Consider the following 25685-nt stretch of genomic DNA (forward strand, 5'->3'; position numbering starts at 1 on the left):
CCCGCGCCGGCGGCCCCCCCCCCCCGCCGCCCCACGACGTGGGGAGTCGGGCTCAGTCGCCGACCGCCACCCGTTGCGGCTCCTCGGCCGCCTCCGGCGCGGACTTCGCCACCACGACGCTCTGCGCGGCGGGGCGGGTGCGCAGCCCGGTCAGCGTGATGAGCAGACCGGCCGCCGCGATGGCCGTCACGACCACCAGGCCGGGCCGGTAGCTGTCCAGCACCTCCTGCGGCGAGCCGCCCTCGGCGCCGCCCGCGGTGATCACGGCGGTCACCACGGCCAGGAAGATCGCGCCGCCCACCTGGAACGAGGTGTTGAGCAGCCCGGAGACCATGCCCTGCTCCTCGTCGGCCACGCCGTTGGTGGCCTGGATGTTGAGGGCGGAGAAGGCCAGCGCGCAGGCCGCGCCCAGCAGCAGCATCGACGGCAGGATCACGGCCGCGTAGGACGGCGTCAGGCTGACGCGTATGAACAGCGCGTAGGCGACGACCAGGAACGCGAAGCCGGACGCGATCACACGCGGTGTCCCGAACCGGTCGATGACCGAGCCGACCCGTGTCGAGGAGAGCGCGACCAGCGCGCCGGCGGGCAGGAAGGCGAGCGCGGTCTGCAGCGCCGACCAGCCGAGCAGCGACTGCATGTACTGCGTGACCAGGAACTGGAATCCGACGTAGCTGCCGAAGAACGCGGCGGCGCCGAGGTGCGCCCTGATCTGGGTGCCCGAGCGCAGCACGCCCAGCCGGATCAGGGGGTTGGCGGTGCGCTGCTCGATGACGACGAAGGCGGCCAGCAGCAGGGCGGTCGCGAGGAAGGAGAGCACCGTGCGGGCGGAGGTCCAGCCGACCTCGGGCGCCTGTACGACGGTGAAGACGAGCAGCAGCATCGCGGCTGTTCCGGTGACGGCGCCCGGCAGGTCGTAGCCGCGGTGGGAGGTGTCGCGGGCGCTCTGCGGGATCAGCTTCGCGCCGACGACCAGCGCGATCAGCGCGACGGGCGCGGGCAGCAGCATCGTCCAGCGCCAGCTGAGCTCGGTGAGCAGCCCGGAGAGCACCAGGCCCATCGAGAAGCCGGTGGCCGCGCAGGTGGTGTAGATGGACAGCGCTCGATTGCGCTGGGGTCCTTCCTTGAAGGTCGTGGTGATGATCGAGAGCCCGGCCGGCGCGGTGAACGCGGCGCTCAGGCCCTTGATGAAGCGGCTGGCGATCAGGAGCGGCCCGGAGTCGACCAGTCCGCCGAGCAGGGACGCGAGGGCGAAGACGGCGAGCGCGATCAGGAAGACCCGTCGGCGGCCGAGGAGGTCGGCCGCGCGGCCGCCGAGGAGCAGCAGTCCGCCGTAGCCGAGGATGTAGCCGCTGACGATCCACTGCAGGGTCGAGGTGGACAGGTCGAGGTCTTCGGCGATCGAGGGCAGGGCGACGCCGACCATCGAGACGTCGAGGGCGTCGAGGAACATGGCGGCGCACAGCACGAGCAGGGTGCCCCAGAGCCGGGGACTCCAGCGCTCCTGGGTCTGGTCGGGAGCGGAGAGGGACGGAGAAGTCATGTGGATCACCGTACATGCACATGCATTGACTGCAAGTGCATTTAATTCCGGTGCAACAAAACGCGTCGGCTCTGCTAACGTGCGGTCATGGCAGCGATGAAGCCCGAGCGTGCGCTCGTACAGGAGTGGCGGGACGTCCTCGCGCTGCACGCCCGCACGATCTGCGAGCTCGACCGCGCGCTCCACCAGCACGGACTGGGCGCCAGCGACTTCGAAGTCCTCGACGTGCTCGCCGAGATGCCGGCGGACGGCGGCGACTGTTCGTACCGTGTGCAGGAACTGGCCTCCCAGGTCCATCTCAGCCAGAGCGCCCTCTCCCGTCTGATCGCACGGCTGGAGAAGGACGGGCTGGTGACGCGGGGGATGTGCAGCGAGGACCGCCGCGGGGTGCGGGTGGCGCTCACCGACGCCGGACGGGCCCGCCACGCCGAGGTCCAGCCGCTTCAGCGCGCGGTTCTCGCCAAGATGCTGCCGGGCGCCTCCGTCTGAGCCGGAATCCGCCGGCGTTTGGGCTGCGCGCCTGCGCCCGGCGTCCCAGCCTGAGCGGGGGCTCGCCCATGTCGGGGCCGGGTGCCTCTGCCGAGCCGGAGGCCGCCCATGTCCGGGCCGCGCGCCGACGTCGGCGCCCGGCCCTTCAGTCCATCAGGACCGTCTACGACCAGGTGATGGCCGACTTCTCGCGCCACAGCCGTGCGAGGTCCGCGTCGCCTGCGACGGACACCGCGGTGAGCGGAAGCCGGTTCCACAGCGTCAGATAGAGCTGCTCCGCCGTTCCGCTCACCTCGCAGTCCGCCGGGCCCTCGTCGGTCCGCTCGGTCTGCACCGGCTCGGTCGAGAGCCGCAGGGTCCACACATCGTCGGTGTCGAGGGCCCGTACCCGAAGGACGCGCGGAGTCTGGGTGCGCATACGGCTCTTGGGGCGGGCGTGGAAGAGACACAGCAGCTCGTCGAGGCCGTCCACGGCGAACCCGGCCGCGAGCGGGCCCGGCTTCCCGTCGAGCGCCGACTCCGCGTCCGCCCGGTGGACGGCCGTCTCGTGCGCCTGGCGGCGCGCCCAGAACGCGAGCGGAGACGGCGCCGGCATGAAGGTCCAGCACTCCACGTCCGCGGGCGCCTCGCTCAGCGCGGCCACCAGTAGGCCGTGCCCCTCCCGGAACCACTCCAGGAGCTCTTCCCCGTCGAGGTCGGGCTCGCCGCCGTCAGGGTGGTAGGCCGTGTGCCCCTCGGCCACGAAGGCGGTCGCCCAGCGGTGGACCATGCCCGTGTGCCGCAGCAGGTTCCGCACCGTCCAGCCGGGGCAGGTGGGAACGGCTGCGTCCGGGCCGGCCTCGGCGGCCGCCCCGGCCAGCGACTGGCCCTCGCGGACGAGGCATTTGATCAGCTCAGCGGTCTGCATGCGGCCGATTCTGCCAGCGCGTTCCGCTCCGCGGCAGACCAGCCTCACGCCAGTCGTTCGCCGCGCTCACGCCAGTCGCCGCGCGCGTCTGGCCGGCCGAGGGGAGTCACCTGCCCGAGCCGGGGCAGCAGGTCTGGCCGGTGGTCGTGTGCTCGGCGCCCGGCTGCCTCGGGGCAGCCGGCTCGGCACAGCGCGCCGGATGGTCGGGCTTGGCGGCGGCCGACGCGTTGCGCGCTCCGTAGCCGATCAGCGCCGCGCCGGCCGCGAGCGCCGCCACCGTCGTCATCGCGAGGGGCAGCGAGAACCAGTCGGCGAGGAACCCGATGACCGGCGGTCCCAGCAGCATCCCGCCGTAGCCCAGCGTGGACGCCGCCGCGACCCCGCCGGGGCCGGCGAGCGCGCCTGCCCTGGCCACCGCCACGGGGAAGATGTTCGCGAGCCCGAGCCCCGTCACGGCGAAGCCCAGCAGGGCGAGCCACACCGTGGGGGCGAGGGCGCCGAGCAGCATTCCGGCCGCGGCCGTCGCGCCGCCCGCCACGAGGGTGCGGGTCTGGCCGAGCCGCTCCAGCAGGGTCGTGCCGGTGAGCCGACCCGCCGTCATGGTCAGGGCGAACAGGGAGTATCCGGCCGCGGCGACGCCCGGGTGCGCGTGCAGGTCCTGCTCCAGATGGAGCGCGCCCCAGTCGGCCATCGCCCCTTCTCCGTACGCCGTGCAGAGCGCGATCACGCCGAAGAGGACGACGAGCCGGCGCGTACGGCCCCGGAGCCGCCCGTCCTCGGAGCGGGTCTCGCCGGCCGGGGATCGCCCGGCGCCGGGTGCGGGGTGGCGCATGAGGGTGGGGCCGGCGAACGCGGTGATCAGCAGGCCGACGCCGGTGAGCGCGAGCAGGTGCGCGGCCGGGCTCAGCCCGCCGGCGACGAGCCCGCCGAGGCCGGCGCCGACCATTCCGCCGAGACTGAAGGCCGCGTGGAAGCTGGGCATCACGGGCCGGCGCAGGGCGGCGACCAGATCGACGGCCGCGCTGTTCATGGCGACGTTGATCCCGCCGTACGCGGCGCCGAAGACCAGCAGCACCAGGCCGAGGGCGAGCGTCGAGTGGGTCAGCGCCGGGAGCGCGATGCTCAGCGACATCAGAACGCCGCTGGCGACCGTCACGGGGTGGCTGCCGAAGCGGCGGCAGAGGCGGCCGGTGAGCGTCATCGTCACGACCGCGCCCGCCGAGACGCCGAGCAGGGCCAGGCCCAGATCGCTGGCGGAGGCGCCGGTCTGCTGTTTGATCGCGGGGATGCGGACGACCCAGCCGGCGAAGAGGAAGCCGTCGAGGGCGAAGAACACGGTCAGGGCGGTGCGGAGGCGGGACAGGGAGAGTGCGGCGGTGTCTGCGCCCGGTCCCCCCGGTACGGCCGTCCGTAGTTTGTTTAGGTTCGGCACAAAGTCAGCATAGGGGCCTCGGCCCGTTCCGTACAAGGCGGCGGCGCCACGTCCGATCATGGGAGACTCGCCTCCATGAACGGCAAGGCGACGACGACCCGGGCGAAGCTGGAGAGAGGCCGCAGCGCGCTCGGCCCCGCCCTGGAACTGGTGCACACCGGCAGGGCCCCCACCCGGGCCGTGCTCACCGCCGAGCTAGGCGTCACCCGCGCCACCGCCGGAGCGGTGGCAGCCGAGCTCGAAGCCCTCGGGCTGATCACGGTCGACTCCCGGCCGGGCGCCGCCGCCGGCTCCCAGGGCCGCCCCTCGCACCGGCTCTCCGTCGACGACGCCGGCCCCGTCGTGCTCGCCGCCCAGGTGCACGCCGACGGATTCAGGGCCTCCCTCGTCGGACTCGGCGGCAGCACCGTCGCCACCGCGCCCGGCTGCGTCACCGTCTCGGCCGACCCGGCCCAAGTCCTCGGCGAGGTCGTCGAGGCGGGCGCGGCCCTGCTGCGCGCCAGCGGCCGCCGCTGCGTGGGCGCGGGCCTCGCCGTGCCGTCCGCCGTCGCCGAGCCCGAGGGCACCGCGCTCAACCCGCTCCACCTGGCCTGGCCGGCCGGCGCCCCGGTACGCGACATCTTCGCCGAGCGGGTACGGGCCGCGGGCATCCAGGGACCCGCCTTCACGGGCAACGACGTCAACCTCGCCGCCCTCGCCGAGCACCGCCACGGCGCCGGCCGCGGAGCGCAGCATCTGCTCTGCGTCGCCACCGGACACCGCGGCGTCGGCGGCGCGCTCGTCCTCGACGGCCGGCTGCACAGCGGCAGCGCGGGCCTCGCGCTCGAGGTCGGGCACCTCACCGTCAACCCCGAGGGCCGCCCCTGCCACTGCGGCAGCCGCGGCTGCCTCGACGTCGAGGCCGACCCGCTCGCCTTCCTCACCGCCGCCCGCCGCGACCCGGGCCCCGAGGTCTCGCTGCTCCAGCAGTCCAGGGACCTGCTGCGCACGGAGTACGCCGACCCGTCCGTGCGCAACGCGGCCGAGGAGCTCATCGACCGCCTCGGCCTCGGGCTCGCCGGGCTGGTCAACATCCTCAACCCCGACCGCATCATCCTCGGCGGGCTCCACCGGGAGCTGCTGGAGGCCGACCCCGAGCGGCTGCGCGCCGTCGTCGCCGACCGCAGCCTGTGGGGCCGCAGCGGCGGAGTGCCGATCCTGGCCTGCGGCCTGGACCACAACAGCCTGGTCGGCGCGGCGGAGCTGGCCTGGCAGCCGGTGCTGGACGACCCGCTGAGCGCACTGGCCTGAGGGGCGCGCGGCCGGCCCGAGCCGACACCCGTCCGGGGGCACGATGGAAGCCTCACCCCGCACATGCGGGTAGTCGACGGTCTATGACCCGTGAGCCATCCGGCGCCGACCGCCCCGCGCCCGACGCGCACTGGCTCCAGCACCACTGGGCCAGGCTCCTCGCGTCGCCCGTCGGGCTCTGCTGGATGCGCGGCCGCGAGATGGAGCTGATGCACCGTGCCATGGGCTTCGCCGCACTGGGCTTCCTCACCCTCGTCCCCCTGCTGATCGTCGTCGCCGCGGCCGACCCGGCCAGCGGGCAGGGCTTCGCCCGCTGGCTGAGCCAGGCGCTCGGGGTCGCGGAGTCCTCGCAGGAGGAGGTCGAGCGGCTCTTCGGCCTGCCGGGCCAGGCGCTTCAGCGCACCACCGCCTTCGGCCTGGCCGCGCTCACCGTCTTCGGCCTCACCTTCGGATCGGCCGTCCAGACCGGCTACGAGAAGGTCTGGAACCTGCCCACGGCGCGCTGGCACACCATGTGGCGGCATGTCGTGTGGCTCGCGATGCTGGTCGTGTCGCTGGTGGCCTTCGTCAACACACCCCTGTCGATCGAGCCCGTCTGGCTGTCGCTCCTCCTCGGCCTCGCCGACCTGATCGGCACGTTCCTGTTCTTCTGGGGCTCCCAGCATCTGCTGCTCGGCGGCCGGATCCGCTGGCGGGCCCTGCTGCCGGGAGCGGTGGCCACCAGCATGGGCATGCTCGGGCTGCGGGTCTTCTCGCAGCTCGTCTTCTCGCCGCTGATCGCCAGCAACACGGTGACGTACGGCCCGTTCGGCACGGTCCTGGTCATCCAGTCCTGGCTGGTCGGCGTCGGCTTCGTCGTCTACGGCGGCGCGCTGGTGGGACGGCTCTTCCATGAGGAGCGCACCCGCCGCAGAATCGAACGGGAGATGGCGCTGCCCGACGGCGAGGGGAGCGAGGGGAGCTAGGCACAGCGAGGGGAGCGAGGCCGCTCTGCTGCCAGAGGGCCGACAGCGGCCGGGCGGTGGCAGCTACCGCGACGCGGCCGGGCGCGGCGCCAGGAGCGCGAGCAGCCCGCGAACTCCCGTGTCGAAGGCGGCACTCGAGCCGGACGCGCGGGCCAGCACATAGCCGCCCTGGACGGTCGCCACGATCGTCGCGGCGATCTCCTCGCCGTCGAACGCGGGAGGGAACTCGCCGTTCTCCTGGCCCTCCTCGACGAGACAGGCCAGCCGCTCGCGCAGCCAGTCCAGCGTCTCGTCCACCGGGGCGCGCAGCTCGTCGCTGGCGACGACGTCGGGGTCCATGGTCAGCCGGCCGACCGGGCAGCCGCGCAGCACGTCGCGCTCGCGCAGCAGATAGGCGCTGATCCGCTCGTACGCCGTCCCCTCGCCGTCCAGCACCGCACCGGCGGTCGCGCGCATCTCCTCGGCCGTGCGCCGGATGGCGGCCAGCGCCAGATCCGGCTTGCCCGCGAAGTGGTGGTACATGCTGCCCTGGCCCGCGCCCGCCTGCTGCTGGATGGCCTTGGGGCTGGTGCCCACATAGCCGCGCTCCCACAGAAGTTCGCGGGTGGCCTCGATCAGCCGTTCAGGAGTGGTCATGGGAACACTTTACAGACTAGTAGGTACAGAGCCGAGGGCGATCGGGAGCAGCCCAGCAGGCCCCGCGTACTCCCCGGGCAGTACGCGCACTGCCGCTGGCCGTACGACGACTTCGCCGCCGCCCGGCGGGAGCCTCGAAAGCGTCAACGAAACGCAACGAGAAACGCTCCCGAGGAGCTGAACGAGATGAACACCCTGGCGTACGCAGACGGGCCCGGCCCGTGGATTGCCTTCCTCCCGCTGATCTGGGCGGCCGTCGTCGTCGGCGTCGTCACCGTGCTGCGCCGCACTGGCGTCTGGCGCGGCCGGCGCGCCCCCTGGCAGGGGAGCCGGCCGCGGCACGGCGAGAGCTCGCCGATCGCGCTGCTCGGCCGCCGCTTCGCCGCGGGCGAGATCGACGAGGAGGAGTACTGGCGGCGGCTGTCCGTCCTGGACGAGCAGTTCGGCCGCGCCGGGAAAGACGGCGCGGCATGACCGCCTCGGGCGCCGCCTTCGCGTTCGCGGCGCCTCCCGGGCGGCTCCTGGTGGTCGCGCTCGTCGGCCTGAGCGCCGGCGCCCTCGCGGGCCGGCTGCCCGCGCGCCGCGCGGCGCGGCTGGACGTGCTGCGCGCCATAGCGGCCGAGTAGGCCCGAGGAGGCCCGGGGAGCCGAGGCGTTCGAGGGGCGCGGCTCGACTGGGGCGCCCCGCCCCCGCCCCCGCCGCCTGCGCCCGCGCAGACCCGGTCAGTTGGAAGCCCAGCGTGAACTCAGCCCGGCCGGTGCGAGACCCAGTGCGCAGCTCAGCCCGGTCAGCCCGCCACGGCCGACCGGGCCGAGGCGCGCCTGCGCGTCTGGTCGTCCTGCCCGCTCGGGAACGGTCCGTCGGTCGTCGCCCCGTACACCACCGGATACGGCGGCAGACCCGTCGCAGGCGGGGGCGTGGGCAGCGTGAACCAGACGACCTTGCCCTCGTCGCCCTGGGGCCGCACGCCCCAGCTCTCGCTCACCGCCGCTATCAGCGCCAGCCCGCGCCCCGAGGTGGCGCACAGGTCGGTCTCCGCGACGGCGGGAAGGCGCGGGTCGTGGTCGTGGACGGAGACCGTGAGCCGGTCGAGCAGCAGCTCGATCTCCACGGTGCACATCTTGTCCGGCTGGGCGTGCTGATGGACGTTGGTCAGCAACTCGGTGACGCCGAGCGCGGCATGGTCGATCAGAGGATCGAGATGCCAGTAGCGCAGTTGCGCCGAGATGATTCTGCGGACCTGACCGATCCGCGACGGCAGGGCTTGGAGCTCCACCGTGCAGTGCCTGCTTGGCTGGCTGATCACGGCTGCGACTCCCCGAATGAGGTCCGGAAGAAGACGGAGAACGGATCCAGCAGTTGGCTGGCTGCTGATGGTCACCGGCGCACTGGGTCTCAGCGTTACCACCGGTGAACCCTGAGTGATGTGAGACCAGCGTGAGCTACCTCGTACGGCTCCGCAACTCGCAGCACTCGGGTGGGCGCTCTCAGCTCCTGCCGCCGCCGGCTCCGCGCACCGCCTCCAGGAAGCGTCCCGCCAGCGCCCGGTCCTTCGGCGCGTGGCTGCGCTGGCCCATCGTCAGCCGGTACCGCCTGCCGTTGACCGTCGCGACGGTGCTGTCGTCGCCCGCGAACCAGGGCTTGCCCGCCCTGACGGCGCGCACCGGCGCGCTCTCGATCACCCGGCCGTAGCTCGTCAGCAGCGCCAGCCTGCCGTCCTTGATCAACACTTGTCCGGCCCGCGTGAGCGAGCGCGGCCACCGCTCGATCCGTACGCCAGTGGCGCTGAACTCGGCTTCTGAGATCCCCATCGTGCGTCTGCCCCCTTCGCACCGATTCCTGCTGGCAGTCTGCACAAATACGGCGCTGTGCACCAGTGCGTACGGCGGCCACAGCCCCCACAAGCAACGCCTATGGATGCCCAAAGTGAACGTTTGCGCAGGTGGGGTGCTTACTGTTGCAAGGGAGGACGACACGTCGCAGGACATCGTCACGGACGAGGAACGGCGCAGATGAACAGCACAGAGCAGTCAGCAGCGGGCGCGGCGGTCGCCACCGTCGACGTCGACAGAAGCGACGAGGCCTACCGGGCGTGGCTGAAAGAAGCCGTGCGAAAGGTCCAGGCGGACGCCAACCGCTCGGCCGACACCCATCTGCTGCGCTTCCCGCTGCCGGAGGCGTGGGGGATAGACCTCTACCTCAAGGACGAGTCCACCCATCCGACCGGCAGCCTCAAGCACCGCCTCGCGCGGTCGCTGTTCCTGTACGGCCTGTGCAATGGATGGATCCGCCCCGGCGCGCCGGTCATCGAAGCGTCCAGCGGCTCGACCGCCGTCTCGGAGGCGTACTTCGCCAAACTGATCGGCGTCCCGTTCATCGCGGTGATGCCGCGCACCACGAGCGCCGAGAAGTGTCGGCTCATCGAATTCCACGGCGGGCAGTGCCACTTCGTGGACGACTCGCGCAAGATGTACGAGGAGTCGGCCGCGCTCGCCGCGCGGACCGGCGGGCACTACATGGACCAGTTCACCTATGCCGAGCGGGCCACCGACTGGCGCGGCAACAACAACATCGCCGAGTCGATCTACCAGCAGCTCAGGCGCGAGCGCTACCCCGAGCCCGCCTGGATCGTCGCGACCGCGGGCACCGGCGGCACCTCGGCGACCATCGCCCGGTACGTCCACTACATGCAGCACGACACGCGGATCTGCGTCCCCGACCCGGAGAACTCCTGCTTCTTCGACGGCTGGACCCGCAACGACCCCCTGGCCAGCAGCGACTGCGGCTCCCGCATCGAGGGCATCGGACGGCCGCGCATGGAGCCGAGCTTCGTGCCCGGGGCCATCGACCGGATGATGAAGGTGCCGGACGCGGCGAGCATCGCCGCCGTGCGAGCCCTGGACGTCGCGATCGGCCGCAAGGCGGGCGGATCCACCGGCACCGGGCTGTGGAGCGCGCTGAAGATCGTCGGCGAGATGGTGCGGCAGGAGCGCAAGGGCAGCGTGGTCACGCTGATCTGCGACCCGGGCGACCGCTACCTCGACAAGTACTACTCCGACGCATGGCTGGCGGAGCAGGGGCTGGTGATCGCTCCCTACACGGCGGCGATCGAGAGCTTCCTGGCCACCGGGGTCTGGTCCGACTGATCCCGTGGGTCAGCCCGGGGTCTGGCTGGGCTGATCCCGCAGCCGGCCGCGTGGCCCGCCTGCTGGTCGGTCCGCGGCCCGGGCGCCGATCAGGCCGCGGGCTGCCGGTCTACTGCGCGGCGGAGCGGGCGAGCCTGCGGTCGAGGTTACGCACCGCGCCCCGGAAGGACGCGCCCAGGCCCGCCCGGCCTATCTGGAGCAGAGCGCGCACGGCAGCGGGCGCGTCCGCGGCGAACGTCCACTGCACGTGCGTGCCGCTCCCGGCGGGGGTGATCCGCCACTCCTCCAACAGGGCGCTCAGACCGGGCGCGTTGGTCTCGTCCACGCGGTACGCGTAGCGCTCGCCGGGCTCCGTGGCGAGGATCGTCTCGGCGAAGAGGACCCCGCCCCTGAGCCTGACCTCGCGGCCTGCGCCCCCGTGCGTGGGGGTCGCCGAGCGCACCGCCGTGAACCAGGCGGGCCAGCCCGGCAGATCCTCGGCGAGCGCCCGGTACACGGCCTGCGGGGAGGCCGTCGCCTCGGCCGAGAAGACCAGTCGCAGCGGGGCGGAGCCGACGAAGTCGAGCTCAACGGGACGGAGTCGGCGAGCCATGGGACCGTACCTCCAGCGGAAGGGGGCGGGACGCGAGCCCGCACACCATAGCTGGCAGGCCGTCAGATGTCCGCCCCCGCACGGACCCGGCGTGAGCGAGGCCCCTGCCCGGGATCCGTCACTGCCTGATGTCCGCCCCCGCATGGACCCGGCTCTTCCCGAGCAGCCCGTCCAGCACCCGGCCGAACACCAGCCGTCCCACCCGCGCGACCAGCGGGTCCAGCAGCCGCGGCAGCAGCCGGATCGTCAGCTCCTCCGCCCAGACCACCACCGCGCCCGCGCCCTGCGGATGCACCTCGATCTTTGCCCAGCCGGTGATCGCCCGCCCCTGCTTGACCAGACGGCAGCAGCCGGGCCGAGCGCCCTCCCCGCGGCCGGCCTCGGGCGGCGTCCATAGGACGACCTTCATCGGATCGTCGAAACCGGCGCGCCCCATCCCCGTACGCGCGACGAACACCGTGCCCACCCGCGTCGGCCCCGGCGTCAGCACCGAGACCGCCGTCAGCGGCACCCGCGCGCCGTGCGCCGGCCAGTCGGTGACCCGCCGCCACACCTCGTCAGCCGGCAGCGTGACCGCGCGCGTGATCCGGAAGACGGTCACCCGGCGTCAGCCGTCCTGTCCCGCCCCGCCGTCGGCCTCCGGGCCGCCGGCCACCACCAGACCCGGCAGATGCTCCGCCATCTCCTCGCGCGTCCGGGCCGACAGGCCCGCGTCCGTCACGAGGGTGTCGACCTCGGACAGCGAGGCGAAGGAACTCAGCCCCACCGTGCCCCATTTGGTGTGGTCGGCGACCACCACCACCCGGCGCGCGGCCTGGACGAACCGGCGGTTCGTCTCCGCCTCCGCCAGATTGGGCGTGGACAGGCCCGCCTCCACCGAGATCCCGTGCACGCCGAGGAACAGCACGTCGAAGTGGAGCGAGCGGATGGCCTGGTCGGCGACCGGGCCGACGAGGGAGTCCGAGGGCGTGCGCACCCCTCCGGTCAGCACCACCGTGGCCGCGCCGGGATGGTGGCTCCCGGGCGTGCCCGCCCGCTGGGCTGCGTGGAACACGTCCGCGACCCGCACCGAGTTGGTGACCACCGTCAGATCCGGCACATCCAGCAGATGGTGCGCCAACGCATAGGTCGTAGTGCCGCCGGACAGCGCGATCGCGCTGCCGGGCGCGGCCATCCGCGCCGCCGCCCGCGCGATGTCCTCCTTGGCGCTCAGCTCCAGCGCCGACTTCGCCTCGAAGCCCGGCTCGTGCGTGCTCGCCTCGACCACCGGGACCGCGCCGCCGTGGACCTTCTCGACGACCCCCTGCCGGGCCAGGGCGTCCAGATCGCGGCGCACGGTCATGTCGGAGACGTTGAGCTTGCGGGTGAGCTCGTTGACCCGCACACCGCCGCGCCTGCGCACCTCGTCGAGGATCAGGGCGCGCCGCTGCTCCGCGAGCAGATTCTGGTTGTCGCTCACCGCCTGGGCCGGTCCTTCCATCGCGTCGTACACCTCGTCGTCGTACCCCGGCTATGGCCAAGGTTTCTCATCCTCGCACGTGCCTTGCGGCCCGGGCGCGGGGAGATTCCGTGAGAGCCGTGCGGTAGAGCGCCATGGTCCGGGATTCTGGTCTCGAACCGCCGCACGGCCGCACCGCCGCCCACCTCCCGATCCTCCCATCTCTCCATCGCAACCGAGCGCCCCGATCTCCTCCGGTCTTCTGGCCCATCGAGAGAGCGAGCCACCGAAGTGACCCCTGCCTCCCCGGTACCGCAGCGCGGAGGTCCCGCGCTGGAGCTGCTGGTCCACGGCGTCGGCGGCGCGACCCCGCAGGACATGCTGGGCGATCCGCGCACGGTCCGGATAACCGGCGACGAGAAGGCCGCCGTGTACCGGCGCACCGACGACGCGGAGGCCGAGCGTCACCCCGAGCGGTACGAAGACGGGCCGATCCCGGAGGCGTACTGCTGGTCCAACCTCACCTCGGGGAACGGCGCGCGGGCGTTATGGCTGCTGCTGCTCCCCTTCATGGTGGCCAACCTCGCGCACTGGATGCGCCCGAGGGCCAAGGGCCGCCGGCGGACCACCCGGCTGTACGGCGTGCTGGTGCGGCTCGTCGCGCTCAGCCTCACCGTGCTGCTGACCGCCGCCGCGTGCGAGGTCGCGTTGGACCTGGTGGCATGGCAGTGCGCGGGCTCGCCGGCATGCACCGAGAACCGGTCCTGGCTGGGCTTCATGTCGAGTGCGCAAGGCGGCTGGTGGTCGCAGCCGGGCCGCCGGCTGGCGCTCGCGGCGGCGGTCCCGGCCGCGCTGGTGGGCCTGCTCTGGTATCTGTCCAACCGCACCTGGAGCGCGTACGAGTCGCAGCGCCCGCCCACCGGACACGACGTGCCGGAGGGCGGGCTGGGGCCGTCCGGCGGCGGCTCGGGAGGCACCGCGTCCGACGCGGAGGCCGCGGGCGGCTGCTTGGACCAGGCGTCAGGCGCCGCCTCAGGCGACGCCTCAGAGTCGGAGGAGGACGACGCCTCGGGCGAGGAGCCGGAGGAGCCGGAGGAGGCGGGGGAGCCGGAGGAGGCGGGGGAGCGGGAGGAGTCGGAGGGGCCCGCAGGACCGGCGGCGCCGACCGTCCGGCCGGCTCTCGGCAGACCCGGATTCTGGTACGGCCGCCGAATCGTCGCCCGCCTGCGCGCCGCCCACACCGCCGCCGGCTTCCTCACCGTCGCCGCCGCCGTCACGGGCGCAGCGGCCCGCTACGACCGCGGCGCCGACAGCGCGCTGCGAAGCGCCCTCGGCGTCCTGCTGGAGGCCGCTCTCGCCCTGGGCGCCCTGGCCGTGCTCTGGGTGGTCTTCCGCCGAGGCCGCAGCGAGAAGCGGGTCGACGCCCGGATGGACCGCGCGGCCGTGCGCTTCCTGCCTGCCGTCGCCCTGGCGCTGCTCGCCCTGTCGCTCCTGTACGCGGGCTGGTCCCGCCCCGACTGGGACTCCGCCGCCACCCTCCCCGGCGACGTCGCCTTCCGCGTCATCGCTCTCGCGCAGGGCGCTCTGGTCGTCGCCCTCGCCGTCGCCGCGCTGGCCCTGCACCGCCGGGCCCGCCATGCGCGCAGCGCCATGCGCGGTCTGGGCGGACCCGCCGTCGCGATGCTCGCCTGCGCGCTCGGCGGGGTGATGACGGGCGGCGTCGCGCAGCGCGTCGCCGACTGGCTGGACGGCCCCGGCACGCCCGGCATGGGAGGCGAGGCCGCCATACCGGGCCCGCCGGTGCTGCTGAGCTGGCAGGCCTCGGTGATCCCGGTGCTGCTGGTCGTGCTGTTCGTGCCGGCCGTCGTCCTCGCCGTACGCACCCTGCGCGCCGCGCGCCGGCTCGCCCGCCCGATCGAGGAGGCCTACGACGAGGAGTGCGGGGGGCGCCCCGACGCCGTCCGCACCCAGCGGATCGCGAGCGCCCAGGCCCGGGCCGCCCTCACCGACGCCGCCCCCTGGATCGTCGGCATCGTCGCCGGGGCCACGCTGCTGCTCGGCGTGGGCGCGGTGATCGGAGCGTGGGCGAGCGGGGAGGTGCCCGGCAGGGCCTTCGGGGACAGCCACCCCTTCGTCGAGTCCGCCGCCGAGAGCGCGCAGTCCCTGGGCTCCTGGCTGATCGGCTTCGGCTTCATACTGTTCGTCACCATGGGCCGGCGCGCCTACCGCGACGCCTCCGCCCGCCGCACCATCGGCATCCTCTGGGACGTCGGCACCTTCTGGCCGCGCGCCGCCCACCCCTTCGCCCCGCCCTGCTACGCCGAGCGCGCCGTCCCCGACCTCACCTGGCGGATGTGCACCTGGACCGACCGGACCGGCGGACGGCTCGTCATCTCCGGTCACTCGCAGGGCAGCGTGCTGGCCGCGGCGGCCGTCTGGCAGCTGCCCGCCGCCACCCGCCGCCGTGTGGCGCTGCTGACGTACGGATCGCCCCTGGAGCGGCTGTACGGCCGCTGGTTCCCCGCGTACTTCGGCCCTATAGCGCTCAGCGAACTCCGGAGCGAGGTGCACTGCTGGCGCAATCTCTGGCGGCGCACCGACCCGATAGGCGGGCCGGTGCTGGTGCCCGCTGAGGGCGACCATCCGGAGGTGGACCGGGAGGCGCTCAAGGATCCGGTGGTGTACGGCCGCTCGGAGCGCTATCCGCTGCCCGAGCCGATTCTCGGCCACTCCGATTACCAGGCCGATCCGGGGTTCGCCGCGGAGCGCGGCAAGCTGCTGGACCGGCTCTCGCCGACGGTGCCCCGCCAGACGCAGCCGGAGCACCGCGACGCTTCGGAGAACAGGGACGCCTCTTAGCAGCACTGCGACGCTTCTGAGCACGGCGACGCTTCGGAGGACCGCGGGACTTCGGAGAACCGGGGCCGTCCCTAGGGGCGTTCGTCCCTAGGGAAGGTCGGGCAGGTCGTCCGGGTAGAGCAGGGTCAGGTCGTCGGTGTCCGCCTCGGCGAGCTCGGCGACCCGGCCCGCATGCCGCTCCACCATCGACTCGAAGGTCTGGCGCGCGGTGCGGCCGTTGCCGAACGCAGGCCCCTTGGGCAGCGCGGTGAAGTACTTCAGCAGCGCCTCGCCCGTGCCCGTGCCCAGCCGGTACTCATGGTCCTCGGCCTGCTGCTCCACGATCCGCAGCAGCTCCTCGGGCACATAGTCGCTGAAGGTGATCGTCCGTGAGAAACGGGACGCCACACCGGGGTTGACCGACAGGAACCGCTCCATCTCGGCGGTGTACCCGGCGACGATCACCACGACCGCCTCCCTATGGTCCTCCATCAGCTTCACCAGCGTGTCGATGGCCTCCTTGCCGAAGTCCCGGCCGGAGTCCTCGGGGGAGAGGGCGTACGCCTCGTCGATGAAGAGCACCCCGCCGCGCGCCCGGTCGAACGCCTCCTGGGTGCGGATCGCCGTGGAGCCGATGTGCTCGCCCACGAGGTCGACCCGGGAGACCTCGACGAGATGGCCGCGCTCCAGCACCCCGAGCGAGGCCAGGATCTCGCCGTACAGCCGGGCCACCGTCGTCTTGCCGGTGCCGGGCGAGCCCGTGAAGACCAGATGGCGGCGGACGGACGCGGCCTTCAGCCCGGCCTCCTGGCGGCGGCGGCCCACCTCGATCATGTTGGTGAGGACGCGGACCTCGCGCTTGACGCTGTCCAGGCCGACCAGCGCGTCCAGTTCGCCGAGGACGGCGCCGGAACTGCGCGCGGGCTCGGCCGCCGGGGTCTCGACGGGCCGCTGCTCGGGAACCGCGCTCAGCAGCCCGGGCGACTGCACCGCGGTGAGCTGGGCCGTGGCCGGCGGATCGGCCCCCGGCCGTACGCCGCTCTCGTCGCTGGTGCAGTCCTCGACGACCGGCCCGTCGTCCTCGCCGAACTCATAGCCCCCGCGAGCGCACCGCTCGGTGCGGCACTTGCTCAGGGTCGTACGGCAGCCGTCCATCACATGGAAGCCATAGCCGCCGCTGCCCGTGACCCGGCAGCCGCGGAAGGTGCCGCGGCCCTCCGCCGAGACATAGAAGCCGGCTTCGGCGGGAGAGGTGACCGTGCAGCGCTCGATCAGCGGGTCCGCGCCCTTGGTGACGATCACGCCCGTCTGCGCGGCGTCGATGGTGCAGCCGTTCAGCGTGCCGCCGCTGCCGTGGTCGCGGAACCACGCGCCGGTGGACGCCTCCCGGATCCGGCAGTCGTCGAGCTGCGCGGTCGCGCCGTCGCTGACCGACACCGCCGTGTTGCGGACCTGCGAGAGGTCGCTGTCGACGACGTCCGCGCGCGAGCCGCGGTCGAGGACGAAGAGCGCGTCGGGCACGTCGTGGACCCGGCACGAGTCCAGGACGACGGTCGCGCCGTCGCTGACCCAGACGGCGGGGTAGTCGCCCGTGCTGTCGTGGATCTCGCACTGGTTGGCGTCCACCCGGGTGCCCGGGTCCCAGACCGACAGCCCGTTCCGTCCGAAGCGGCGGACCGTGGAGCGGGTGAGCGTCAGCACCGACCGGGAGCGCAAGTCGACCGCGTTCTCCGGAATATCGTGGATGTCGCAGTCGGAGAGGGTGAGCACGGCGTCGGTGTCCAGGGTGATGCCGTCGGCGGAGGTACGGTGCACGGTCGAGTCGGTGAGATGAGCCGTGGCGCGCGAGGCGATCTGGACGCCCGAGCCCTTGATCTCGTACACCTCGCAGCCGACCGCCTCCAGCGCGGTGCCCTCGCCGGTGACCGTCAGACCGGCGCCGGAGGCGTGGTGCACCCGGCAGCGCTCCAGCCGAGGGTGCGCGCCGCCGCGCACCGAGACGCCCGACTGGCCGGCCGCGACGACCTCGCAGTCCTCGAACACCCCGCCCGCGCCGTCCAGTACGCCGATGCCGACGCCGGCCGGATTGTCGACCGTGCAGCGGCGGACGGTGGGCCGGGCGGCGCCGCGCACCTCCAGACCGGACGCGGAGCGGGTGACGATCCGCACGTCGACGAGCTCCGGCGTGCCGTCCTCGATGAGCAGCGCCGGCGCCGCGGAGTCCTGCCCCTCCACATAGAGGTCCTGCACGGTCGCGGAGGCGCGCACGGTGAGGGGCACGCCGTCCAGGGGCGCGATGCGCACCGAGCCGACCGCGCCCTCGGCGCCGCGCAGGGTGACGGCGCGCTGGACCACGAGGTTCTCGCGGTAGGTGCCCGGGGCGACGGTCAGGATGTCGCCGTCGCCCGCGGCCTCCAGGGCCGCGGCGAGGGAGGCGTACTCGCCCGTGCGGCGCCGCCACCGCGATGTGCCGGTGTGCGTCACCTGGACCGTGCCCTGTGCCATGGCGCTGTTCTGCCCCCGCCTTGTGATCGTGCTCAGCCGCGTCTTGGAGGACGACGCTCCCTTGCCCCCCTCAGGAGGTCGCACCACCGTAGCGCGCGCGGAGAGCAGGAGTTGACGGGTCGGCTTCTTGGGTCCGGAGCAGTCCGCGTGGCCCTCCGGAACAGACCGGATTCCCGCGGGTCAGCTGCCCGCGCCGGTCAGGCCCCAGTCGGGGCCGGAGGCGGCCCAGGCCCGGTCCAGCCGCTCGTACCGGCGCCGCCTCAGCCGCCAGACGATCAGCCGTCGGACGGACTCGACGAAGGCGCCGCAGCCCAGCGCCGTGCCGACGCCCGCCAGCACCGCGTGCAGCTGGGCGGTTCCCGCGTCCAGCGGACGCTCGACGACCCGGCCCGACGGGTCGGTCCACACCGTGAGGGTGTCGCCGGGCCGCAGCGACTGCAGCACAGTCGTCAGCGTCCCGGTGTGCTGACTGCCGTCGGCCGCGGTCCACTGGGCCACTACCCGCAGCCGCTTCTCGTGCACGGACGAGGACTCGGAGTCGTACGCCGCGGTCTTCGGCGCGGGAGCCGGGCGCAGCACGGTGGCGGTGGTCGGCTGACGCTGCTGGCGCTGGACGCGCACCGACTGGCGCAGCGCCTCCTCGGACAGCGACCCGGCGATCCAGCCGGCCGCCGGAGCCGCGAATAAGAGGAGCAGCGCGGCCGCGAGCGCCACCCATGCCTCGACCAGATCGGTCGCACGGCGCAGCGGATTGCGCCGCCAGCGCCAGACTCCCGCGGCTGCTCGCACGGTCCCGCCCCCTCCGCGTCCGCCGGCAGAGTGCGCGCCGGCCCGACTCCATTGAGCCCCTCGTCCCGGGTCTGTGTCCAACATGCCTGCGGGCAGACCGCTTTCCAGGAGAGCAGAGGCCGCTCTCGGACTCTCGAAAGCGGGTCGAGAGCGGCTGGGCGGACCGGTCGAGCGGGGGCTCTGCCCGGTCGAGCGCGGCGGCCGGAGCGTGCAGGGAGGGTGTGCGGGAGCGCGCGCCTATCCGACCGTGACGGCGTCGCCGACCCGGATGACGCCGGTCCGCTCCGGCACGAGGTACTGCCCGAACACCAGCCGGTCCCCGAACCGCCGGTGCCTGGCCAGCGTGCGCAGCGGCTCCTTGCCGCGCTCGGCCGTGCGCTGGTCGGTGGTCGTGATGACACAGCGGCCGCAGGGCTTGGTGACGCGGAAGGCGACCTCGCCGATCACGACCCGCGTCCAGTCGTCCTCGGCCCAGGGGGCCGTGCCGTCCACGACGACGTTCGGCCGGAACCGGTTCATGGGCAGCGGGCCGTCGTCGGGATGGTCGCCCTGCGCGATGAGGGAGTTGAGCGCGTCGAGCGAGGCGAGGGCGGCGACGAGCAGCGGCATGGCGTCGCCGAAGTGGACCGTCTCCCCAGGGCGTGCGAACTTCGGGTCCATCGGACGCCGGACGGCCGGGTCGTCGAGATGGACGAGGCGCACCTGCGCGCCGAGGTAGTCGCTGAACCAGGCGTCGACGGCTTCGCCCGCGGGCACGGCCTCGACCTTGTCCCCGAAGACGTCCGTCACCACGGTGTCCACCGGATCGGGCACGGCGACCGTCAGCGGCGCCTGGCCCGGCGCGGTCAGCCGGATGCCGCCGCCCGTCAGCGGCTCGGCGCGGGTCAACGCCAGCCGTGGCTGCTGGCGTTGTGTGACGACCTTGGCCGAGGAGTCGACGAGCGTCCATCGACGGTCCTCGGCCAGTCCCCATGGCTCCACGAGCGCCTCGCCCGGCGCGCTCCCCGCGACCGACTTCACCGGGTAGACATGGACGGAATCGAGCACTGGCTTCGGCATGATCCCATCCTGCCAGCCGGCACTGACAACGGTCGGTTCAGTACCCCCGGCCTTGGTAGGGCCGGTTGTACGGGTCCTCGTACCCGACCTGCGCGGGCGCGGGCCGCGCCGCGGCGGGCCGCATCGCCTCGTAGCCGGTGGCCGCCGGGCGCTGCTGCATCTGCGTCTGCTGCATCTGCATCTGCTGCTGCGGGCCCGGGTAGCCGCGCGGCGCGGCCTGCTGCTGCGGGATGTACGGCGCCGGCGCCTGCTGCAGCGGTACGGGCTGCGCCATCGGCTGCGGATAGCCGTAGGCAGGAGCGGACTGGGAGGGGCCCGCCGGGAGGGCGGGCAGGGCCGCGGGCAGCGCCGGCAGATAGCTGTTGGCGGCATAGCCGCTGCCGGTGTCGTACGCGGAAGGCACTCGGATCGGTGCGATCTGAGGCGTGCCCCGCTCGGCGACAAGGGAGTCGTAGATGGGGGTGTCGGGGAACGACGGCGCGGAGTAGTAACCGCCGCCATAGGTGGAGCGGGGGGAGGTCATGGCACATAAGTTAAGCCCACGATGTGCTGGTTGGGGAGCCCGATAAGAGGGTTGTTTCGGGAGCTGTGAGTGACGATGGTTCCCCAATGTGAGCGAACCTGGGGAAATCGGTCGTCGAAAAGCGTGCCGATCCTGTAAAGGGCAAGCTGAGAGAGGGTTACCGGCGGGTGCAGCGAGGCGCCGGGGACGTATGGGGGAATAGGTTGTCGGGGCACGAGCTTTCGGGCACTCCGACTCGCGATGGGGGCGAGCATGTCCATGCTTAAAGGAGCCAACGGTCCGGTACCGGCGCAGCATGTTCGCGTCGAATTGGGATGGCGTTCGGGCCCCGGCGTTCCCGACGTCGACGCCTCGGCGCTGCTGCTCGCGTCGGGCAAGGTCAGGTCCGACGCGGACTTCGTCTTCTACAACCAGCCCGACCACGCCTCCGGGGCCGTACGCCACGAGGGGAAGCAGACCGCCGCGGACACGGTGACGGACCTGCTGTCGGTCGACCTAGCGCGCGTGGAGCCGGCGATCGAGAAGATCGTGCTGGCGGCGTCGGCCGAGGGCGGCAGCTTCGGGCAGGTGCCCGGGCTCCACATCCGGGTGCTCGACACGGCGAACGGCGCCGAGATCGCGCGGTACGACAGCGAGGACGCCACCGTCGAGACGGCCTTCGTGCTCGGGGAGCTCTACCGGCGGCAGGGCGCCTGGAAGTTCCGTGCGGTGGGCCAGGGGTACAGCACCGGCCTGGAGGGCCTCGCCACCGACTTCGGCATCACGGTCGACGAGCCGCAGGCGCCGGCTGCCCCGCCCGCCGCTGCCGCCCCGCCCCGGGCGCCCGCGGCGGCCCCCGTCTCGGCGCCCGTCGCTCCGCCTGCGCCGGCCGCCGCGCCCAGCGCTCCCGTGCGCCTGACCAAGGTGACGCTCACCAAGGAGACCCCGTCCGTCTCGCTGACCAAGCAGGGCGGCACCTCCGGCGCGATGCGGGTCAACCTCAGCTGGCAGGTGCGCAAGCAGTTCCAGGGCTGGGGCGCGAAACTCGGCCGCGCGGTCGCCATGCACGGCGACCTCGACCTCGACCTCTGCGCGCTCTTCGAGCTCGCCGACGGCCGCAAGGGCGTCGTCCAGGCGCTCGGCAACTCCTTCGGCGCGCTGCACCAGCCCCCGTACATCCATCTCGACGGCGACGACCGCACCGGCGGCACCTCCGGCGAGAACCTCACCATCAATCTGGACCACAAGGACGAACTGCGTCGCGTCGTCATCTTCGTGACCGTCTATGAGGGCGCGCGCAGCTTCGCCGACCTCGACGCCACGGTCACGCTCCAGCCGCAGCACGGCGCCGCGATCGACTTCTCGCTGGGCGAGTGCACCGTGCCCTCGACCGTCTGCGCGCTCGCGCTCATCACCAACACCGGATCCGACCTGGTCGTCCAGCGCGAGGCCCGCTTCCTGGTCCCCGAGCGCGGGGTGAGCCCGCAGCGCACCGTCGACTACGCCTACGGCTGGGGCATGAACTGGACCCCCGGCAGGAAGTGAGCGCCGCCGGAGGGCGGATGGTCACCGGTCGGGCGCGGCCTCGGGGCGGGCGTACGTACGCCCCTTCCACGCCGCGCCCCGACCGCGGTAGTGCTGCACCGCGGAGTCGACCGTCATCACGAGATAGAGCGACGCCGTGAACGGCAGCAGGGGAGCGAGCAGCAGCGGCTGCCGGTAGTAGCGCAGCATCGGCAGATACGTCCCCGTCATCACCGCCCACGCCAGCCCGCCCGCCCAGGCGGCGGCGGTGTCATGGACGGCGGCGCCGACGAGCAGCGCCACGGGCGCAGCGAGATAGAGGACGCCCAGCCCGGCCACCGTCCCGGCGAGCAGCAGCGGGTTGTGGCGCAGCTGCGCGTACGCGCTGCGCGAGACCATCGTCCACAGATCGGCGAGCCGGGGGTACGGGCGCACGCTGTCCACCCGCTCGGCCAGCCCCAGCCAGATCCGGCCGCCGCTGCTCCGCACCGCGCGCGCCAGCGACACATCGTCGATGACCGCCTGCCGGATCGACTCCGGCACGCCCGCCCGCACGGCGGCCTCCGTGCGCAGCAGCACACAGCCGCCCGCCGCGGCGGCCGTCCGCGCGCCCGCCTTGTTGACCCAACGGAAGGGGTAGAGCTGCGCGAAGAAGTAGACGAAGGCCGGCACCACCAGCCGCTCCCAGCCGCTCGCGACCCGCAGCCGCGCCATCTGCGACACCAGATCCAGTCCGTTCGCACGGGCGGCCGCGGTCAACTCGCGCAGACTGTCCGGCTTGTGGGCGATATCGGCATCCGTCAGCAGCAGATACTCGGGCGCGCGCTCCCGCGCCAGCGCGATGCCATGGCGCAGCGCCCATAGCTTCCCCGTCCAGCCGGGCTCCGGCTCGCCGGGGGAGACCACCCGCAGCGGCAGCCCGCCGAGCCGCTCGGACAGCGCACGCGCGAGATCCGCGGTGCCGTCCGTGCTGCCGTCGTCGACGAGGACGATCTCCGCGCGCCCCGGGTACTCCTGCGCCAGCAGCGACGGCAGGCTGACCGACAGCACCGCGGCCTCGTCCCTGGCGGGCACGACCACCGCGACATCCGGCCAGTGCTCCAGGGGCTCGCGCCGAGGCAGCCGCTGATCCGTGCGCCAGAAGAAGCCCTGGCCGACCAGCAGCCATCCCCAGGCGGCGAGAGAGATCACGGCGATCCACGCAAGGGCGCTCATTCGCCGCAGTCTGCCCCACCCGGGCGGCCCCGCAAGGGCGGTCGACTATGGTGACCGGGTGAAGATCGCGCTTATGGACTCCGGAATCGGGCTGCTCCCGGCGGCCGTCGCGGTACGCCGACTGCGGCCTGACGCGGATCTCGTGCTCTCCTGCGACCCCGACGGCATGCCCTGGGGCCCGCGCACGCCCGAGGACCTCGCCCAGCGGGCGCTCCTGGTGGCTCGCGCGGCCGCCGCGCACCGGCCCGACGCGCTGATCGTCGCCTGCAACACAGCCTCGGTGCACGCCCTGCCCGCCCTGCGGGCCGAGCTGGAGCCCGGTCTCCCGGTCATCGGCACGGTCCCCGCGATCAAGCCCGCCGCGTCCGGCGGCGGCCCGGTCGCCATCTGGGCCACCCCCGCCACCACCGGCAGCCCCTACCAGCGCGGTCTCATCCGGGACTTCGCCGACTCCGTCGCCGTCACCGAGGTGCCCTGCCCCGGCCTCGCGGACGCCGTCGACCGGGCCGACGAGGCCGCCATCGACCGTGCGGTCGCCGCCGCCGCCGCGCTGACGCCCCCCGATGTAAGGGACGTCGTCCTGGGCTGCACCCATTACGAGCTGGTCGCCGAGCGTATCCGCGCCGCCGTCCAGCCGCCCGGTCGGCCGCCGGTCGTGCTCCATGGCTCAGCCGGGGCGGTCGCCGCTCAGGCCCTGCGCCGGGCCGGCCAGTCCCCCGAACCCGGCGCGACGCTGAGCAGCCGCCTGACCGTGCTGCTCAGCGGACGCGAGTCCGCCCTGCCGGAGGAGGCGCTCGGCTACGCCGAGGGCAGGCTGCTCCAGGCGGTCAGCCCCGCCCACTGACGGTGAACAGGGTCCAGGGCTCCCTGGGGCCGCCCTGCGGACGCCGTGCCCAGGGACCGGATCGTTAGTACGCTGCTGGACATGAGGGACCGCTTCCGTGACGAGGGGCGCGTAGAGCCCCTGCCTGTGATCTGGACCGGACGGGCGACCAACCACCTGCAGTGGCTGCTCGCCACCGTCGGCGGCGCCTGCCTGGCGCTCGGCATCGAGCTGGCCGTCGACTCCACGTGGACCTCGGGCATCGCGGCGCTGCTGATGGCCGTCGTCGGGTGTGTGGCCGCGGGTCTGCTGATCCTCTTCGGGACGCTCGCCTTCGTCCATGTGCGCGTCAAGGTCGACAGCGACGCCCTGGAAGTGCGCTGCGGCCATATGGGTGTGCCGCGCCGACGGATTCCGCTGGCCCATGTGGTGGGCGCGGAGTTCGCGCCCACGGTCACCCCGCGGCAGTGGGGCGGCTGGGGCTACCGCTGGCGTCCGGAGCAGGGCACCGCCGTGATCGTGCGGCGCGGCGAGGGCGTCGTCGTCACCCTCGGCGACGGCCTGACCTTCACGGTGACCGTCGACGACGCGGAGGCGGCCGTGCGGGTCATCCGCGACCGGCTGAGGCTCGCCGGAGCGGGCAAGCCTGCCGGGATCTGAGCAGCTGGGCCTCTGCGGCTGCCCTGTCTGTGGCTGCCCTGTCCGCGGCTGCCTGTGGCTGTCCGCGGCTGTCTGCGGCGCTATGGCGTGCGGATACGGGCCGTCGCTCCCGCTTCGCCGGTGCTGTGATCCTCCGCAGGCCGCCCCTCCCCGTGGAAGCTCCCGCCGGGCAGGCGCGCCGTCGCCAGCCCCGCGAGCAGCCCCACGCCCGCCGTCACCGGAGCGAAGCTCAACGCGTTGCCCACGTTCGCCAAGACCGCGAGCCCGGTGAGCGCCGCGCCCGCGCTCAGCACGACCGGCGTCGAGCGCGGCGAGCGCCACAGCCCGTACAGCAGCCAGCCGAACGCTGCCCCCAGCAGCGTCACGCCCACCCCGCCCTGTTCCGCCGCCTGCTGGAGGGTGGCCGAGTGCGGCTGGCCGTCGGAGCCCAGCGACTGCTGGGCGGTCGGGCTGAGCTTGGCGAAGCGCTCCGGGCCCGCGCCTCGTATCGGATCGTCCTTGGCGAGAGCGAGCGCGTCACGCCATAGAGCCACGCGGTTCTGCGTCAGCTGCCCCTCCACGGCGACCGTGAGCCCGGGCGGCAGCGCGTCCTCGGCGACGCCCCAGGAGCCGGCGACCGCCAGTGCGGTGGCGAGGGCGAGCCCGGCGAGCCCTATAGTCCGCCGGCGCATCCGGACGGCGGCGAGCGAGCAGAGCAGAACGCCCAGAGCCGCCGCGAACCCGGCGGGGGTCCCGAGCGGGAGCGCCACGCAGACGACGGCGAGCGCGAACAGCCGCAGCCCGAGGCGGAGCAGGGGCGCCCGGGCTGCTGCGGCGGCGCAGCAGGCCGCTCCCACGGCGAGGATCAGCAGCGCCGCGGCGGCGCCGGTGTGGCCGGGAGGCGTGTCGCCGCCAGGGGTCGCGCCGGGCACCCCTTGGCGGGAGGCGACGGCCAGTGCGAGCGCGGCGAGGGCGGCGGCCGATGCGGCGGCGACCGGCAGCAGGGTGCCGCAGATGCGGCCGCAGGCATACCCGGCGGCGACCGCGAACACCGCGAGCAGCACGCCTTCGGGCCGTGCGTCGCGTCCCGCCGCGCTGATCAGCGACCACACGGCACAGGCGCTCAGGACGACGACGCCCGTGACGTCGGCGGCGCGGCCGCGCTCGTGCGCCGCTGACCGGCCGTCCGGTGCAGCCATCCCGTCGACCCCCCGACGTGTGACAGGCCCCGCCGCAGCAGTCGACTCGGTCGGGTGGCAGGGCTGGCGGACACGGTAACGGCAGAGACGGGGGTTTGTGGATGGGTTGCGCAGGAACGTTGCTGCATAAGTCGACTTCCGAGGAGAAGCCGAT

Annotated in this window: 25 protein-coding genes; 10 read left to right on the forward strand and 15 right to left on the reverse strand. The window is 73.4% G+C overall.

Annotated elements, in window-relative coordinates; all coding sequences use genetic code 11:
* Positions 1-52: 52 nt before the first annotated feature.
* Positions 53-1543, reverse strand: a complete 1491-nt coding sequence (locus tag AB0M39_RS18595) for an MFS transporter (RefSeq protein WP_365365543.1) — start codon at positions 1541-1543, stop codon at positions 53-55.
* 87 nt (positions 1544-1630) lie between these two features.
* Here AB0M39_RS18595 and AB0M39_RS18600 point away from each other — a divergent pair, with 87 nt between their 5' ends.
* Positions 1631-2032, forward strand: coding sequence for a MarR family transcriptional regulator (locus AB0M39_RS18600; RefSeq protein ID WP_365365545.1), 402 nt, complete (start codon positions 1631-1633; stop codon positions 2030-2032).
* Positions 2033-2195: 163 nt separating this feature from the next.
* Here the strand turns inward: AB0M39_RS18600 and AB0M39_RS18605 are convergent, their stop codons facing one another.
* Positions 2196-2939, reverse strand: coding sequence for a maleylpyruvate isomerase family mycothiol-dependent enzyme (locus AB0M39_RS18605; protein WP_365365547.1), 744 nt, complete (start codon positions 2937-2939; stop codon positions 2196-2198).
* Positions 2940-3045: 106 nt separating this feature from the next.
* Positions 3046-4371, reverse strand: a complete 1326-nt coding sequence (locus tag AB0M39_RS18610) for an MFS transporter (RefSeq protein ID WP_365365549.1) — start codon at positions 4369-4371, stop codon at positions 3046-3048.
* 75 nt (positions 4372-4446) lie between these two features.
* Here AB0M39_RS18610 and AB0M39_RS18615 point away from each other — a divergent pair, with 75 nt between their 5' ends.
* Both AB0M39_RS18615 and AB0M39_RS18620 read left to right on the forward strand, forming a co-directional pair.
* Positions 4447-5661 (forward strand): ROK family protein, encoded by a 1215-nt coding sequence (locus tag AB0M39_RS18615; protein WP_365365551.1) that lies wholly within the window; start codon positions 4447-4449, stop codon positions 5659-5661.
* Between the two features lie 185 nt (positions 5662-5846).
* The gene (locus AB0M39_RS18620) at positions 5847-6626 is read left to right on the forward strand and encodes a YhjD/YihY/BrkB family envelope integrity protein (protein ID WP_365365699.1); all 780 of its coding nucleotides are present in this window, start codon (positions 5847-5849) and stop codon (positions 6624-6626) included.
* 63 nt (positions 6627-6689) lie between these two features.
* Here the strand turns inward: AB0M39_RS18620 and AB0M39_RS18625 are convergent, their stop codons facing one another.
* Positions 6690-7262: a TetR/AcrR family transcriptional regulator gene (locus AB0M39_RS18625; protein ID WP_365365553.1), complete on the reverse strand. Its 573-nt coding sequence runs from the start codon at positions 7260-7262 to the stop codon at positions 6690-6692.
* A 186-nt stretch (positions 7263-7448) separates the two neighbouring features.
* On the opposite strand from AB0M39_RS18625, the gene AB0M39_RS18630 reads away from it, so the two are divergent.
* Positions 7449-7736, forward strand: coding sequence for an SHOCT domain-containing protein (locus AB0M39_RS18630; RefSeq protein WP_365365556.1), 288 nt, complete (start codon positions 7449-7451; stop codon positions 7734-7736).
* Positions 7733-7888, forward strand: a complete 156-nt coding sequence (locus AB0M39_RS18635) for a hypothetical protein (protein ID WP_365365558.1) — start codon at positions 7733-7735, stop codon at positions 7886-7888. The genes AB0M39_RS18630 and AB0M39_RS18635 overlap by 4 nt, the downstream gene beginning before the upstream one ends.
* A gap of 161 nt (positions 7889-8049) precedes the next feature.
* Here AB0M39_RS18635 and AB0M39_RS18640 read toward each other — a convergent pair whose 3' ends face one another.
* Positions 8050-8568 (reverse strand): ATP-binding protein, encoded by a 519-nt coding sequence (locus tag AB0M39_RS18640; protein ID WP_365365560.1) that lies wholly within the window; start codon positions 8566-8568, stop codon positions 8050-8052.
* A gap of 181 nt (positions 8569-8749) precedes the next feature.
* Positions 8750-9073 carry a hypothetical protein gene (locus AB0M39_RS18645; RefSeq protein WP_365365562.1) on the reverse strand — a complete coding sequence of 108 codons (324 nt, stop codon included), beginning with the start codon at positions 9071-9073 and terminating at the stop codon, positions 8750-8752.
* 201 nt (positions 9074-9274) lie between these two features.
* Between AB0M39_RS18645 and AB0M39_RS18650 the strand changes: the two genes are divergently transcribed.
* Complete coding sequence (locus AB0M39_RS18650) at positions 9275-10408, forward strand: PLP-dependent cysteine synthase family protein (protein WP_365365564.1); 1134 nt, start codon at positions 9275-9277, stop codon at positions 10406-10408.
* A gap of 109 nt (positions 10409-10517) precedes the next feature.
* Here AB0M39_RS18650 and AB0M39_RS18655 read toward each other — a convergent pair whose 3' ends face one another.
* From AB0M39_RS18655 to AB0M39_RS18665, 3 genes are all read right to left on the reverse strand, one after another.
* Positions 10518-11000, reverse strand: coding sequence for an SRPBCC family protein (locus AB0M39_RS18655; protein WP_365365566.1), 483 nt, complete (start codon positions 10998-11000; stop codon positions 10518-10520).
* A 118-nt stretch (positions 11001-11118) separates the two neighbouring features.
* On the reverse strand, positions 11119-11601 hold the full coding sequence (locus tag AB0M39_RS18660; RefSeq protein ID WP_365365568.1) for an SRPBCC family protein: 483 nt from the start codon (positions 11599-11601) through the stop codon (positions 11119-11121).
* A gap of 6 nt (positions 11602-11607) precedes the next feature.
* On the reverse strand, positions 11608-12459 hold the full coding sequence (locus AB0M39_RS18665; RefSeq protein ID WP_365365570.1) for a DeoR/GlpR family DNA-binding transcription regulator: 852 nt from the start codon (positions 12457-12459) through the stop codon (positions 11608-11610).
* Positions 12460-12729: 270 nt separating this feature from the next.
* On the opposite strand from AB0M39_RS18665, the gene AB0M39_RS18670 reads away from it, so the two are divergent.
* The gene (locus AB0M39_RS18670) at positions 12730-15297 is read left to right on the forward strand and encodes a hypothetical protein (protein ID WP_365365572.1); all 2568 of its coding nucleotides are present in this window, start codon (positions 12730-12732) and stop codon (positions 15295-15297) included.
* Positions 15298-15384: 87 nt separating this feature from the next.
* Here the strand turns inward: AB0M39_RS18670 and AB0M39_RS18675 are convergent, their stop codons facing one another.
* The 4 genes from AB0M39_RS18675 to AB0M39_RS18690 form a co-directional block, all read right to left on the reverse strand.
* Positions 15385-17781: a right-handed parallel beta-helix repeat-containing protein gene (locus tag AB0M39_RS18675; protein WP_365365574.1), complete on the reverse strand. Its 2397-nt coding sequence runs from the start codon at positions 17779-17781 to the stop codon at positions 15385-15387.
* Positions 17782-17961: 180 nt separating this feature from the next.
* A complete protein-coding gene (locus AB0M39_RS18680) occupies positions 17962-18570 on the reverse strand; it encodes a hypothetical protein (RefSeq protein ID WP_365365576.1) in 609 nt (202 codons plus the stop codon).
* A 237-nt stretch (positions 18571-18807) separates the two neighbouring features.
* Positions 18808-19629, reverse strand: a complete 822-nt coding sequence (locus AB0M39_RS18685) for an MOSC N-terminal beta barrel domain-containing protein (RefSeq protein ID WP_365365578.1) — start codon at positions 19627-19629, stop codon at positions 18808-18810.
* A gap of 37 nt (positions 19630-19666) precedes the next feature.
* On the reverse strand, positions 19667-20152 hold the full coding sequence (locus AB0M39_RS18690; protein ID WP_365365580.1) for a DUF6643 family protein: 486 nt from the start codon (positions 20150-20152) through the stop codon (positions 19667-19669).
* Between the two features lie 252 nt (positions 20153-20404).
* On the opposite strand from AB0M39_RS18690, the gene AB0M39_RS18695 reads away from it, so the two are divergent.
* Entirely contained in the window at positions 20405-21676 is a 1272-nt protein-coding gene (locus AB0M39_RS18695; protein WP_365365582.1) for a TerD family protein, read from the forward strand.
* 21 nt (positions 21677-21697) lie between these two features.
* Here AB0M39_RS18695 and AB0M39_RS18700 read toward each other — a convergent pair whose 3' ends face one another.
* Positions 21698-22870, reverse strand: a complete 1173-nt coding sequence (locus tag AB0M39_RS18700) for a glycosyltransferase (RefSeq protein WP_365365584.1) — start codon at positions 22868-22870, stop codon at positions 21698-21700.
* A gap of 58 nt (positions 22871-22928) precedes the next feature.
* Here AB0M39_RS18700 and AB0M39_RS18705 point away from each other — a divergent pair, with 58 nt between their 5' ends.
* Together AB0M39_RS18705 and AB0M39_RS18710 are read left to right on the forward strand one after the other, a co-directional pair.
* Positions 22929-23714, forward strand: coding sequence for an aspartate/glutamate racemase family protein (locus AB0M39_RS18705; RefSeq protein WP_365365586.1), 786 nt, complete (start codon positions 22929-22931; stop codon positions 23712-23714).
* Between the two features lie 81 nt (positions 23715-23795).
* Entirely contained in the window at positions 23796-24353 is a 558-nt protein-coding gene (locus tag AB0M39_RS18710; protein WP_365365588.1) for a hypothetical protein, read from the forward strand.
* Between the two features lie 80 nt (positions 24354-24433).
* On the opposite strand, the gene AB0M39_RS18715 is transcribed toward AB0M39_RS18710, so the two are convergent.
* Positions 24434-25531, reverse strand: coding sequence for an O-antigen ligase family protein (locus AB0M39_RS18715; protein WP_365365590.1), 1098 nt, complete (start codon positions 25529-25531; stop codon positions 24434-24436).
* Positions 25532-25685 lie beyond the last annotated feature (154 nt).

The organism is Streptomyces sp. NPDC051907 (assembly GCF_040681075.1).
GTDB lineage: Bacteria > Actinomycetota > Actinomycetes > Streptomycetales > Streptomycetaceae > Streptomyces.

What these genes read in the sequence shown, in the direction of transcription:
- AB0M39_RS18595 (WP_365365543.1), bottom strand. Translation starts at nt 1,543, where the DNA reads ATGACTTCTCCGTCCCTCTCCGCTCCCGACCAGACCCAGGAGCGCTGG.
- AB0M39_RS18600 (WP_365365545.1), top strand. Translation starts at nt 1,631, where the DNA reads ATGGCAGCGATGAAGCCCGAGCGTGCGCTCGTACAGGAGTGGCGGGAC.
- AB0M39_RS18605 (WP_365365547.1), bottom strand. Translation starts at nt 2,939, where the DNA reads ATGCAGACCGCTGAGCTGATCAAATGCCTCGTCCGCGAGGGCCAGTCG.
- AB0M39_RS18615 (WP_365365551.1), top strand. Translation starts at nt 4,447, where the DNA reads ATGAACGGCAAGGCGACGACGACCCGGGCGAAGCTGGAGAGAGGCCGC.
- AB0M39_RS18620 (WP_365365699.1), top strand. Translation starts at nt 5,847, where the DNA reads ATGCGCGGCCGCGAGATGGAGCTGATGCACCGTGCCATGGGCTTCGCC.
- AB0M39_RS18625 (WP_365365553.1), bottom strand. Translation starts at nt 7,262, where the DNA reads ATGACCACTCCTGAACGGCTGATCGAGGCCACCCGCGAACTTCTGTGG.
- AB0M39_RS18630 (WP_365365556.1), top strand. Translation starts at nt 7,449, where the DNA reads ATGAACACCCTGGCGTACGCAGACGGGCCCGGCCCGTGGATTGCCTTC.
- AB0M39_RS18635 (WP_365365558.1), top strand. Translation starts at nt 7,733, where the DNA reads ATGACCGCCTCGGGCGCCGCCTTCGCGTTCGCGGCGCCTCCCGGGCGG.
- AB0M39_RS18645 (WP_365365562.1), bottom strand. Translation starts at nt 9,073, where the DNA reads ATGGGGATCTCAGAAGCCGAGTTCAGCGCCACTGGCGTACGGATCGAG.
- AB0M39_RS18650 (WP_365365564.1), top strand. Translation starts at nt 9,275, where the DNA reads ATGAACAGCACAGAGCAGTCAGCAGCGGGCGCGGCGGTCGCCACCGTC.
- AB0M39_RS18655 (WP_365365566.1), bottom strand. Translation starts at nt 11,000, where the DNA reads ATGGCTCGCCGACTCCGTCCCGTTGAGCTCGACTTCGTCGGCTCCGCC.
- AB0M39_RS18675 (WP_365365574.1), bottom strand. Translation starts at nt 17,781, where the DNA reads ATGGCACAGGGCACGGTCCAGGTGACGCACACCGGCACATCGCGGTGG.
- AB0M39_RS18685 (WP_365365578.1), bottom strand. Translation starts at nt 19,629, where the DNA reads ATGCCGAAGCCAGTGCTCGATTCCGTCCATGTCTACCCGGTGAAGTCG.
- AB0M39_RS18690 (WP_365365580.1), bottom strand. Translation starts at nt 20,152, where the DNA reads ATGACCTCCCCCCGCTCCACCTATGGCGGCGGTTACTACTCCGCGCCG.
- AB0M39_RS18695 (WP_365365582.1), top strand. Translation starts at nt 20,405, where the DNA reads ATGTCCATGCTTAAAGGAGCCAACGGTCCGGTACCGGCGCAGCATGTT.
- AB0M39_RS18700 (WP_365365584.1), bottom strand. Translation starts at nt 22,870, where the DNA reads ATGAGCGCCCTTGCGTGGATCGCCGTGATCTCTCTCGCCGCCTGGGGA.
- AB0M39_RS18710 (WP_365365588.1), top strand. Translation starts at nt 23,796, where the DNA reads ATGAGGGACCGCTTCCGTGACGAGGGGCGCGTAGAGCCCCTGCCTGTG.
- AB0M39_RS18715 (WP_365365590.1), bottom strand. Translation starts at nt 25,531, where the DNA reads ATGGCTGCACCGGACGGCCGGTCAGCGGCGCACGAGCGCGGCCGCGCC.